This window comes from Dyadobacter jiangsuensis, from assembly GCF_003014695.1.
GTDB classification, from domain to species: Bacteria; Bacteroidota; Bacteroidia; order Cytophagales; family Spirosomataceae; genus Dyadobacter; species Dyadobacter jiangsuensis.
Map to the genome: position 1 here is coordinate 361272 of NZ_PYAS01000009.1, position 12698 is coordinate 373969.

Here is a 12698-nt window from a genome sequence, read left to right on the forward strand (position 1 = left end):
AATTTTTACTATTTTGCAAGATATTAAATTTGAAATGATATGCCCTCAATACAAGCTTGCCTTTTTGATCTCGACGGGGTAATCGTTGATACGGCCCAATTCCATTACATTGCCTGGCGCGAAATGGCGCAGGACCTCGGTTTCGACCTTACGCGCGAGGAAAACGAACGCCTCAAAGGCATTAGCCGCATGGAATCGCTCGAAATCGTGCTGTCGATCGGCGGAGTGACATTGTCCGACGAAGAGAAGCTTCGCAGAGCCACCGCCAAGAATGCCCGTTACCTGGAACTTTGCATGCAAATGACGCCTGAAGATGCGTTACCGGGTGTGCGGCATTTCCTCGATGAGCTGAAACAGAACGGGATTCCCAGTGGTCTCGGCTCGGCGAGCAAGAATGCGAAGGTCATTCTCGAAAGGATTGATATGCTGCATTATTTCGACACGATCGTCGATGGCAACCGCATCACCAAAGGTAAGCCCGATCCGCAGGTGTTCCTGATGGGCGCGGCCGATTTGAATGTGGAGCCCGCGCATTGTGCGGTGTTCGAAGATGCTGTTGCCGGTATAGAATCGGCGAAAGCGGCCGGTATGCTGGCAGTGGGTGTGGGGGAAGCGTCCGTGCTTACCGAAGCCGACATCGTGATCGCCGGTTTTGAAAATTTTGGTTTGCCCCAATTGGAAAACATATGAAGAATTACATCACGCACGATGAATGGTGCATCGTAGAAGAAGGTTTTCACCCCGAACACAACGAAATCACAGAAAGCCTTATGAGCCTCGGCAATGGCCGGATGGGTCAGCGAGGCAATTTTGAGGAAGGATATTCAGGTAAAACACTGCTCGGGAACTATGTAGCGGGGGTTTATTTTCCGGACAAAACCCGGGTAGGCTGGTGGAAGAACGGTTATCCCAACTATTTTGCCAAAGTACTCAATGCCTGTAACTGGACCGGCATTGAGATACGCATCGGTACGGAACTCCTCGATTTGAATACCTGCAAAATCGACGAATTCCGCCGTGTGCTCAATATGAAGGAAGGTGTGCTGGAACGTACGGCTACGGTGACGCTGTCGGGCGGCAGGAAGCTGCGTATTCATTCCAAACGCTATTGCAGTATGGCTGACGACGAGGCCGGCGCGATCAGTTACAGCATGGTGCCGCTCAATTTCACGGACCATTTCAGCATCACTCCATTCCTCGACGGCCATATCCGCAACCGCGATTCCAATTACGATGAGTCGTTCTGGAATGGCATTGCGCATGAGGCGTACGGGCAGGAAGGCTACCTCGTGCTCGAAACGAAGAGCAATCCTTACCAGGTAGAGCAATTCCGTGTGGCTACCGGAATGCAGTTCGATATTAAATTGAATGGATTACCCGTAACGGCAGCGGCACAGATCGCTTCAAGGGAAAAATACGTGGCGGGAACTGTACAGTTTGAAGCGGGAGAAGGGCAGGAGATTACGATCTATAAATATGCTGTAAACCTCTCTTCGGCCAACTACACACACGACGAGCTGGTTCCGAAAGCCAAAGCCTACATTGCCCGCATTGCGGAAAAGGGCTTCGACCGTATGTATGCGGAGCAGGTACAGGCGTGGGCAGGCAAATGGGAGAAGAACGATATCACCATCGCCGGAGACGTGGCCGCGCAGCAGGGTATCCGGTTCAATATCTTCCATTTGGGACAAACCTACACCGGCGAGGACGAGCGCCTGAATATCGGGCCCAAAGGCTTTACCGGGGAGAAGTACGGCGGCAGTACGTATTGGGATACAGAAGCTTACTGCATTCCGTTCTACCTTTCTACGGCCGACGAAAAGGTAGCGCGCAACCTGCTCGTTTACCGTTACAAGCATTTGGAAAAAGCGATCGAGAATGCCGGAAAGCTGGGTTTTACCGACGGCGCGGCGCTTTACCCGATGGTGACTATGAACGGCGAGGAGTGCCATAACGAATGGGAGATCACTTTCGAGGAGATTCACCGGAACGGCGCCATTGCATATGCGATTTACGATTATACCCGCTACACGGGCGACGAAACCTATGTGAAGGACAGCGGCCTGGAAGTGTTGATTGGTATTTCGCGGTTCTGGAAGCAGCGGATCAACTGGTCGGAGGATAAGGGGCAGTATGTGATGCTGGGCGTGACCGGGCCGAACGAATACGAAAATAACGTTAATAACAACTGGTATACCAACTACATCGCCTGTTGGACGCTGCGTTACACGCTGGAAGTGATCGATAAGCTCTGGAAAGAAGATTCCCGCAAGCTGAATGAGGTGATTTTCAAGACAAATCTCCAACTCAATACGGAACTGGCAGACTGGAAGCACATTGTCGACAACATGCATTATCCGTTCGATGAAAACCGGCAGGTGTATTTACAGCAGCAGGGTTTCCTGGATAAGGAGCTGCTGACGGTCGCCGACATCGCCAGCCAGCGGCCTATTAACCAGCGATGGTCATGGGATAGGATCCTGCGGTCGTGTTTTATCAAGCAGGCCGATGTGTTGCAGGGGCTTTACTTCTTCGAACATGAATTCGACGCGGCGACAATCCGTCGCAATTTCGAGTTCTACGAACCAATGACCGTGCATGAGTCGTCGCTTTCGCCCTGCGTGCATTCGATCCTGGCGGCAGGCCTGGGCCTGCGGGAAAAGGCGTATGAAATGTATTTGCGGACAGCCCGTCTGGATTTGGATGATTACAATAACGACACCGAGGATGGCCTGCATATTACTTCTATGGCAGGCACTTGGATGAGTGTTGTAAAAGGCTTTGCCGGACAGCGGGTTATCGACGGCTTGCTGTCGTTCAAGCCCTATATTCCCGAGCAATGGGAAGGCTATTCGTTCCGGATCGGTTTCAGGGGGATTTTGCTGAAAGTGTCTGTCTCGAAGCAGGCGATCGTGATTGAAAACGCCTCAGAAAGAGCTCTGACCGTACTGGTTAACGATAAAAGGGTGTTTATCGACGCTCTGACTTCCGTGCAACTTTAATCACCGGTGGTTTACTTAAAATAATGTTATTTATTTAAAAAATTATATTTTAACCGAAATTTATCAAACGGTCTAAGCAATAATTGTAATTTTCCCTGATTACTTGTAGGTTAGGGGCTTTTTGAGCCATTACGCACCCCTATGGTACAGAAAATCCACCTACTTGTAATGACAGGTATGTTGCTGATGTTGACGGTGTTAGCGCCGCGGCAGCTCTCAGCGCAGGATTTTAGTGAGTGCCAACGACTTGTAAAAGAACTTCTACCTATTTTTAACAAGTCATTCGAGGAGAATAATCCTGCGTTACTGCGCGACGAAGTATACCAACGCGGCGTGCGCAATTTGCAGGCCGCTTATGCGATCTACCACAAGCAGGCCTTCCAACCTTCCGATTCCGTACAGCGCATGAACAACGAGGCCGTGATCCTCGCGCTTTCGGGTAACTATTCAAAGGCGCTACATATCATGGAAGGGCTGGACCTCGGCGAACTCGACGCTCATCTGCATTATAACCGGGGCCTTTTTGCGATGCTTTCGGGAAAATACGATGCGGCACGTAAAGATTTCTTCGATGCGCCGGGAGGCTCCGCGGCGACAGTGAATACGCTCGTGGCGCTTGGCAAGCAGAAACGATACAATGAGGCTGCGAGGTACGCCACCGATAATTCCGCGAAAAACACCGGCGGTAAATGGAATTTCAATCTCGGCATGGTGCACAAGTATGGCGGCCGGATGGAAGAGGCCGTGGATGAGCTCACTACGGCGATCCGCCAGAAAGACGAAATGGCTTATCGCTTGCAACGCGGCGACATCCTGATGCGCACCGGCAACGAGAAACGGGCCGTAAAAGACTTCGAAAAAGTCGCTCGTACCCACCCGAAAGCGCAGATACGCTATGCGAATGCGCTGCTGTCGCTCAATCAGTTCGGAATGGCGAAAGCTGTTTTTGAAAAATACCTCGAAACCGACGACCGTACCTTCCGCGGCGATGCCTATCTCGGGATGGCGCATTCGTGCTACGGCCTGCAACAGACCAGCGAAGCACAACGATACTACAAACTCGCATCGACTTTGAAGCGCGAAACACCTGCATTAATGTCCGGGATCGCGAATACCCATCTTACCAAACACGAGTATCAGACTGCATTCAACCTTTTTGACCGGGTGATCAAAAATGACTCCACCTATTTGCCGGCTTACCTTGGCCGTGCGGTGGCATACTATGGGCAAAAGAAGTATGACCTTGCTCTGAAAGATTTCAAGAAAGGCGAGAAGGCTTTGAATGAGGACAACAAGTTTTTCGCAGACCTTTTTGTGACCAAGGCTTTTTCGGAATACTATCTGAAAAAGACCGCACAGTCGCAGGAGGACTTTCAGAAGGCGATCAAGCTGGATCCGATTCGTTATGAAGCGTTGGCGGGGCTGAGCGGCATTATGATAGACCAAAAGCGGTTTTCGGAAGCAGGGCAGTACCTGGCGAAAGCGTTGCAATACGAGCAGGGCTACGACCTGATGTGGAGTAACTACGGAAACCTGCTCCTGCATTTTGATATGTACAAAAAGGGGTATCAGGTATTCAAAAAAGCCATTTCATTGAACCGGGCAAATGTCAATGCCCAGAATGGCTGGGGAATTGTGCTGCTGGAAAACGATCAGCTCGATAAGTCGATGGCTGTATTCGACAGCCTTGTCCGCGAAAAGCCGGAATTGCCGTTCCTGCACAACAACCACGGGATCGTGCAGGCCTACATTGGTAACCGGCATTCCCAGAAACATCAGGTAAATGAAGCCAATGCCCGGTACGACGGCGCATTTGAAGATTTCAAGCTCGCTATGGCCGCCGCACCCGCCAGGAAGTTCTATAATGTGAATCAGGGGAATGTGTACCGGTATATGGAGCGGTACGACGACGCGAAGCTGAGTTACCAGACTTATCAGGATAAGAGCGCGCTGAACAATACGGCCGTGATGTATGCAGGCCAGGAGCGGCTCAAAGACGCGAAATACTACCTGGGCATCGCCATTCAGATCGACTCGCTGCACCGCGTTTTCCAGTACAATATGTCGGTACTCGTGAAGGGCAAACAGAAAGAAATCATGCGGCTCGTTGCGTCTTCAGACGAAGACAGCCCTTTCTCCGACATTGGTATCAAATACAGTAGAGACGGTTTCGTGACCATTTATCTGTACGACTACGAGTACGACGTATTGACCTTCCCGGGGCGCCACTACATGCCTTTGCCTGTGGCCGAGTATAAGGAAGATTACTTTATTCCCGAGTATGACTTCAAGCTGGTTCCCTACGAGAAAAAGAAAACAGATACCGGTAAGAAGAAACGTGTGCGGTACCGCAGCCAGAAGGTAAAAATGCCCGGCGGCAAGGGGCGGTCGGGGACGAAATGCCCTGTGTTGTTTTAGAAGTTAACTGCGGTTAAACAGCAGCAAATGGCCGGTTTGAGCAATATTTTCTACGGACAACCGGAACAAATCCCCAATTGATGCAAGTATTTCCACGATTCGCTGTGATGCCAGTAGCCGCCAGGCTCAGATTTCGTTTGCAGGTTTTGTGAAGATATTCTTGACTTCTACAAAGCTGATGGGTTTATCGAGGAAAAAGTCGGCGCCGTTTCTGAACGCTTCTTCTTTCAGATTCGTCATGGCGCTCATCATCACCACTTTTGCTTGCTTACCCGGGTGTACGTCGCGTATTTGCCGGATTGCCTGTATACCCTTTCCATCGGGTAAGTTGTTGTCTATGAATATCCAATCGGGACGCATATCCCGGACGCAATCAATGCCTTCCATTAATGAGGCTACCACCCTGACGTTGCCATCGGGTGTTTTAATATTCAATTGCCTGACTAGAAAATTGCGCATCAACACTCCCAAATCCCGTTCATCTTCAATAATAACAATTTTCATAGCGCTGTGTGAGAAGTAAAAATTTCAGCCATCGGTAGCGGAGGTATTTTCCGGCGCCACTCGCATGGCGTTTGAATTACGAACTAACCTTTGACGGTAATTAAAGCAATAACCCTGCCATATGCGGACTAAACCCGATCGCTCCGTTTGGTACAGGATTTGCGGCAATTCCGGGTGAAACAAAATGATCCACATTAAAACAAGTGTGTTATGTCAACGAACAAAATCATTTTAGGGATAGTCACAGCGGCGGTAGCCGGTGCGGTGATTGGCTTGCTGCTGGCACCGGAGGATAGTAAGAAAACGATCAAAAAACTGAAAAAGAAAACCAATGAGCTGGCGGGCGACCTGATAGCGGCATTGGAAAAAAGTAAGGCGAAGGCGGCCGAGGCTGCCGACCAACTGAAAAAGGAAGGGGAGGCGTACGCGGAAGAGTACGCAGGCGCCGCTCGTGAACAGGTAGGAAACATTTGATCGGAATAGCTATGGAACCAAAAGGTGATCCAATGAAGTCGCAGAAGAAAAAGGGAACCGCTGCTCAAACGGTCGACTATTTCAAAGACCTGATGATGGCCGGTCCCGAAGGTATGGCAGGCCGCGGTGTAGAAATAGGGCTGGGAGCCCTGTTAGGAAAGACCGTACTAAGGCGGCTTCCGATGCCGCTCAATCTGATCGCACCGCTGCTGATCGAAAAGGTGATTATGAAGCACGGTATCGAGGAAGGACGTGAGCTGCTGCTGAAAGGATTGTACTGGGTCAAGAATGCGACCGACGAAAAGCCTCTACAGCCTGCCTGACCAGACTCGAACCAGATAAGAAACCCTCCCTTGCCGGAGGGTTTCGTCGTTTATAGGGATAGGCAAGGGTTTTGCATTCTGTACTGTATGGTTTTCGAATGTTAAACGTTGCACCGACAGCGCGATAACACCGGGGATACGAAAGCCGGAATCCATTTGAAGGTACGATATCTTTTGATTTTCAGCCAGATGAAGCGGTCGGAGCGCAGGTGGCGCCGGCAGCGGCCATAGCGACGCACCTTGCTGTCGTGAGGCTTCAAAAGGCTCCCAGAGTGACCAGAGAGGCGTTTTTGAATGGGGATTAGCTCTACATTCTGAATTATAATACTCAGTATGTGGAAATAACTACGCAATCTTCGGTAACGCACCTCTCCGTTGAGGCAAGATTGAATAAAGAGTCGTAAATTTAAAGCACCAAGAGAATGTAAATTTTACCCTTAGTTGCTATATGCAAAGACAGACGCAGACGCAGAGACAGACTTTAAAATACTCTCCCTTGCAAATTCAGATGCTGAATTTACTGCACCTGACTACAATGGAGCTTGAACAAAGGATTAAAGAAGAACTGGAAGAAAACCCTATACTGGAAGAGGGGAAGGAGGAGAGTACGTCGGAGGATGCACCCGAAGAATTCGACGAATCGGACAATTCATCAGGTAGTGATGATAATTCAGTACAAGATTATTACGATTGGGACGAGTTCCGCGACGACGATATTCCCGACTATAAAACGTATGCAAATAACCAGTCGGCCGATAATGAATTATACACCCGGCCAATGGTGGAGGCCATCTCGTTCCGGGACGACCTCAAACAGCAGGTACACTTTCTGCAACTGGATGAACGCCAGCAACTGATCGCCGACTTCATCCTCGACTCGCTCGACGAGGACGGTTTTCTGAGAAGGGAAAGCGATGTGATTGCGGACGATATTTCATTTGCGAACAGCATGTTTATCGATACCGACGAAGTGAACACAATGCTGAAAATCATCCAACAGCTCGATCCACCCGGGATCGCGGCCAGTGATCTGCGGGAATGCCTGCTGATCCAGCTCAACCGCATGGAAAACCAGAACGAAACCTGGAAATGGGCTTGTAAGATTGTTACGGACGCATTCGATGAATTGGGTTCACGCAATTATGACAAGATCATGCGGATCACCGGGCTGGATGAGGAATCGTTGAAAAAGGCAATTCAGCTCATCACCACGCTCAATCCGAAACCGGCGTCGGGATTGCGTAACGACTCCATTGTGAACGAGAGCATCAAGCCCGATTTTATGCTCTGGTATACCGAGGACGGGGAGATTGAAGTACAGCTTACCTGGGGGAATAGTCCGGCATTGAAGCTGAACAAGGTTTTTACCCAAATGGCGGAGCAGAAGCAGGACAAGGCTACAAACCAGTTTCTCAAAAACAAGATGAACTCGGCGAAATGGTTCATCGACGCCATCAAGCAGCGGGAAAACACGATGCTGAACACTTTGAAGGCGATCGTGAAGCTGCAATACGACTATTTCCAAACCGGCGATATCAAGAAGCTCCGCCCGATGATCCTGAAAGATGTGGCCGAAATCATCGATATGGACATTTCTACCGTATCTCGTGTAACGACCAACAAATATGTGCAGACACCGTTCGGGATTGTATTGCTGAAAGACCTGTTCACAGAGGGCGTTACGAACGAGGACGGAACCGAGGTTTCGAACCGCGAGATCCAGGAGGCGATCCGGGAAATCGTGAGCGAGGAGGACAAGCGCCACCCGTACAATGACCAACAAATTACAGATATGCTTGCCGAAAAGGGCTATTCCGTTGCCAGAAGGACGGTGGCCAAGTACCGCGAGCAATTGAATATACCTACCGCGAGGTTGAGAGTTACTATTTAAAACCAAGTTAAGCCCTTACACCCGGCATGAAAAAAATAGTTGTTGTTGATGATGAAGCGGATATTTGCTTCCTGTTGAAGCGTTTTTTATCAAAAAATGATTTTATAGTAGAAACAGCCCAGAACGGCAAAGACGGGCTCGCATTGATAGAATCCATTTCGCCCGACCTCGTCATGACCGATTTCCGGCTCGGGGATATTACCGGGACCGAATTGCTCACGACCATTAAATCGAAAAGGCCCAATGTGCCCGTCCTGATCATTACCGGTTATTCGGATATCAAAGTGGCGGTGAACGTGATGAAGCTGGGCGCATACGATTACATTACCAAGCCGCTCTTCCCCGACGAAATCCTGGTGACCGTAAAGAAGGCAATCGCGGACGCGGAGGCTTCTGAAAATGAAGAGCAGCAATATGTGGCTCCGGCCTCATCCGACGGCAATGGCGAACCGGCGAAACCAGCGCGCAAGAGCCAGCCACGCACCAGGGCAGGTTATGTCATGGGCAGCAGCGATGTTTCGGATAACCTTTTCCGGCAGGTCGACCTGGTGGCTCCAACGAATTTCAGCGTAATTATTTATGGCGAAAGCGGCTCCGGAAAGGAAGCTATCGCTCAGGAGATCCATAACCGTTCGAAGCGCAAGGATATGCCGTTTGTAGCGATGGATTGCGGCGCTATTTCAAAGGAACTGGCGGGCAGTGAACTGTTCGGACATGAAAAAGGCTCCTTTACGGGTGCCTTGCAGACCAAAATAGGGCATTTCGAGCTGGCAAATGGTGGTACGCTGTTCCTGGACGAGGTTTCGAACCTGTCGTATGAAATACAGGTAGCGCTGCTTCGCGTGGTGCAGGAACGTAAAATGCGGCGTATCGGAGGCTCGAAGGAAATTGATCTGGATGTCCGGATTATCGTGGCGAGTAACGAGCGGCTGCTCGATTCGGCGCGTAACGGCAAGTTTCGGGAAGATCTTTACTACCGTTTCAACGAATTTACGATCGAAGTTCCGGCATTACGGAACCGGAAAGACGACCTGATGCTTTTTGCCGGCGCGTTCCTGGAAACGACCAATGTGGAGCTCGGTAAGAATGTCAAAGGATTTTCGGAGGAAGTTAAAAACGATTTCCTGAACTACTCATGGCCGGGTAACCTGCGTGAGCTTAAAAACGTGATCAAGCGTGCGACACTGCTTTCGGACGGTGAGCTGATCGAGGAAAAGGCGCTGCCGTTCGAGATTGTCAATTACAAACGCCTGAAAGACCTTGACGACGAGCCTGCTCCGGCTGCGGGTGCGGCTACATCCCTGCTTTCGGATAATGCGGATGGGGACGACACCAAGCCAAGCCTTAAAACCGTAGCCAACGAGGCGGAATATGACATGATCATGCAGGTATTGCGGGATGTCAATTTCAACAAAAGCAAAGCGGCGCGCCTGTTGAATATCGACCGGAAGACGCTTTACAACAAAATGAAACAATTTGATATCTGACAGCGGAACAGCAGCAGGGATGAATAGTAAACTGATCAGGGTATTGTTGGTGGACGACGATGAGGATGATTATTTCCTAACCCGTGAATATTTTCAGGATCTGGTCAACTGGAAGTTTGATATCACCTGGTGCGCCACTTTCAAAGAAGCGGAATCCCAGATCAGGAATAACAAATTTGACCTGTACCTGTTTGACTACCTGCTCGGAGAAAATACGGGTATCGACCTGATCGAACTCGCCTGCAATTTCGAATGCGAAGAGCCTATTATCCTGCTGACCGGTAAGGGCGACACCAAAATCGCTGTTGAAGCACTACGCCTCGGAGCGGCAGATTACCTGATCAAAAGCGAGCTGGATGCCGAAAAGCTGGAAAGAAGTATCCGGTATGCATTGGAACGGACCTCGGTTTTGAAGGCATTGCGCCACAGCGAGCGCCGCTACCGCCGGGTGTTCGAAGAATCCAATGACTTCCTGTTTATCAGTGACCTCGAAGGCAATATCATCGATTTCAATGAAGCCGCGAGTATTCTTACCGGTTATTCGGGTGAGCAATTGAAAGAGAAGAAAATCACCGAATTGGTGGACGATCCCTTGTTCGGGACGCGCTGGAAAGACATCGCCGAACAGCCCATTCACGACCATGAAATACGCTTGCTCACCAAGGATGCAGATAAGAAGTACTGCCTGTTTTCAGCGTCGGTGGAGGTCGACGACGACCATCCCTATATCCAGGGCCGGTTGCATGATATGACGGCGCGGAAACAGTCGGAAAAGGAAAGGTTGTTTTCTGAAAAAATAGCGGTGACCGGCAGGCTCGTACGCATGCTCGCGCATGAGGTGCGCAACCCGCTCACGAACGTGAACCTTTCGGCGGAGCAGCTGGAAATGGAGTTGGCCGATGAGGACCACAAATTCTACACGCAGATCATCAAGCGGAATTGCACGCGGATCAATGACCTCATTACGCTGCTGTTGCAACCCTCTTCTTCGGAAGATATTGAGCTGATAGAGAGTTCGGTACATTCGGTATTGAGCCAGGCCATTAGTGCCGCACTCGACCGTGTGCAGCTTAAAAGGATTCAGATTGTCAATGAGTTTGCCGACGAAGAGCTCGCATTGCCCCTTGACCGTGTTTCGCTGCAAATGGCCTTCCTGAACCTTATTACCAATGCTATCGAAGCCATGGAAGAGGACCGGGGTATACTCCGGATCGCTACAAGGAACCATGGAGACCACATTCAGGTGGTGTTTGTCGATAATGGATCGGGGATCAGCGAGGAGCATATGGACAAGATATTCGAACCCTACTTCACAGGAAAAAGCAATGGAATGGGCATCGGATTGTCCACTACAATGAGCATTATCCATGCGCACCACGGACGGATCGAAGTGCAATCCGCATTGGGCGTGGGGACTACTTTTACGATCAGTTTCCAGACCGGCAAGTAATTGCTTCCAACTGCATTAGCCGGCGGTTTTCATGCAACGATCGGGCTTGTGCGCGCGTAAGGAGAGAAAAAAGGAGCACTTCTATGAAACCCATTTTTACGATCCTCTTCTTTATCGCTTTTCTTCATGTCCGCGCTCAGGACCAAGATTACTACCGCAAAAGCTACACCAGACCCATTGGTGCTAAGCCGTATAACACCGAATCGTTTCTCAAAAAATTTGGCGATGTGAAAGTCCATGACCGCTGGTACGTGGGTGTAAGCGGTTTTGTGCGGACCGACAAGAATACGATAGATAATGATTTCGATGAACTGATCGGTACGCAGTCGCCTACGGTCTCGGCCTGGGGTGTTACGGCGGGATGGGTTTTCAAGGAGCAATGGAATGTGGAGGTAGAATATGACCGCTCCGCCATTCACAATGTGCTGATGATTTACGGGGATAACCCGCTGAAATACCAGATGGAAAACGATAAAAACAGCCTGATTGTCCGTGGGAAAATGCGGCTGCTTTGGGGGAAACCCTCCGTCCGCAAGTCGGCATTCTGGATCAGCGCGGGTGCCGGGTTGGTACCGAATTCGGGCAAATCGAAAGATTATATGGAGTTTTCAGGCTACCGGGAAAAGGGGCGCCGGCAGGGAGTGGATACGTTGTTCATGTCGAGCGATACACGCATTGCCAAGTCCATGACAGGCCTGGTGGAAGCGTCGGCGGAATATGTGATCAAGGTCGCGAAATCGATTGACATGTCGCTTTTTGCCCGCAAACAATGGGGAATGGGTAACTCACTGACGACAGACCTGGTATACAAAGTGAATGGTGTTGAAACCGAAAGGGCACGGATCGAAGGCGACGGCTCCGGCTGGAACTTCGGGATTTCGCTACGCTATGTGTTTCATATCGGGTATGATTTCTCTCCCATGAGCCATTCCAAAATATAAAAAAGGCCATCCGCAAACTGTTCTATGGCGCGAAGCTGTTGCTTCGCGTAAACTGTTCGCAGGCCTCTGGCCGGTCGGATGTGCAAGACCGGCCAGAGGCCTGCGAATAGCGTGAGGGTGACCCAAAAGCAAAAGCCCTTTTTCTACTATGTAGAACGAGGGCTTTTTTGTATTTTTAATTACGACATTAGAAATACATGGGCAAGAT

10 protein-coding genes are annotated in these 12698 nt (G+C 50.1%); 9 read left to right on the forward strand and 1 reads right to left on the reverse strand.

Annotated elements, in window-relative coordinates:
- Positions 1 to 39: 39 nt before the first annotated feature.
- From pgmB to CLV60_RS20190, 3 genes are all read left to right on the forward strand, one after another.
- Entirely contained in the window at positions 40 to 690 is a 651-nt protein-coding gene (gene pgmB / locus CLV60_RS20180) for a beta-phosphoglucomutase (protein WP_106597162.1), read from the forward strand.
- Entirely contained in the window at positions 687 to 3002 is a 2316-nt protein-coding gene (locus CLV60_RS20185; RefSeq protein WP_106597163.1) for a glycoside hydrolase family 65 protein, read from the forward strand. Before pgmB ends, CLV60_RS20185 begins: the two co-directional genes overlap by 4 nt.
- 168 nt (positions 3003 to 3170) lie before the next feature.
- Positions 3171 to 5420 carry a tetratricopeptide repeat protein gene (locus tag CLV60_RS20190; RefSeq protein ID WP_229211056.1) on the forward strand — a complete coding sequence of 750 codons (2250 nt, stop codon included), beginning with the start codon at positions 3171 to 3173 and terminating at the stop codon, positions 5418 to 5420.
- Positions 5421 to 5546: 126 nt separating this feature from the next.
- On the opposite strand, the gene CLV60_RS20195 is transcribed toward CLV60_RS20190, so the two are convergent.
- Positions 5547 to 5924, reverse strand: a complete 378-nt coding sequence (locus CLV60_RS20195) for a response regulator (protein WP_106597165.1) — start codon at positions 5922 to 5924, stop codon at positions 5547 to 5549.
- A gap of 210 nt (positions 5925 to 6134) precedes the next feature.
- Between CLV60_RS20195 and CLV60_RS20200 the strand changes: the two genes are divergently transcribed.
- The 6 genes from CLV60_RS20200 (at position 6135) to CLV60_RS20225 (ending at position 12490) form a co-directional block, all read left to right on the forward strand.
- Positions 6135 to 6398, forward strand: a complete 264-nt coding sequence (locus CLV60_RS20200; RefSeq protein WP_106597166.1) for a YtxH domain-containing protein — start codon at positions 6135 to 6137, stop codon at positions 6396 to 6398.
- A 32-nt stretch (positions 6399 to 6430) separates the two neighbouring features.
- Positions 6431 to 6721 (forward strand): hypothetical protein, encoded by a 291-nt coding sequence (locus CLV60_RS20205; RefSeq protein ID WP_229211057.1) that lies wholly within the window; start codon positions 6431 to 6433, stop codon positions 6719 to 6721.
- A 448-nt stretch (positions 6722 to 7169) separates the two neighbouring features.
- Positions 7170 to 8612, forward strand: coding sequence for an RNA polymerase factor sigma-54 (rpoN, locus tag CLV60_RS20210; RefSeq protein ID WP_106597168.1), 1443 nt, complete (start codon positions 7170 to 7172; stop codon positions 8610 to 8612).
- A gap of 26 nt (positions 8613 to 8638) precedes the next feature.
- Positions 8639 to 10099 (forward strand): sigma-54-dependent transcriptional regulator, encoded by a 1461-nt coding sequence (locus CLV60_RS20215; RefSeq protein ID WP_106597169.1) that lies wholly within the window; start codon positions 8639 to 8641, stop codon positions 10097 to 10099.
- 19 nt (positions 10100 to 10118) lie between these two features.
- Positions 10119 to 11549: a hybrid sensor histidine kinase/response regulator gene (locus CLV60_RS20220; protein ID WP_106597170.1), complete on the forward strand. Its 1431-nt coding sequence runs from the start codon at positions 10119 to 10121 to the stop codon at positions 11547 to 11549.
- An 83-nt stretch (positions 11550 to 11632) separates the two neighbouring features.
- A complete protein-coding gene (locus tag CLV60_RS20225; protein ID WP_106597171.1) occupies positions 11633 to 12490 on the forward strand; it encodes a hypothetical protein in 858 nt (285 codons plus the stop codon).
- Positions 12491 to 12698 lie beyond the last annotated feature (208 nt).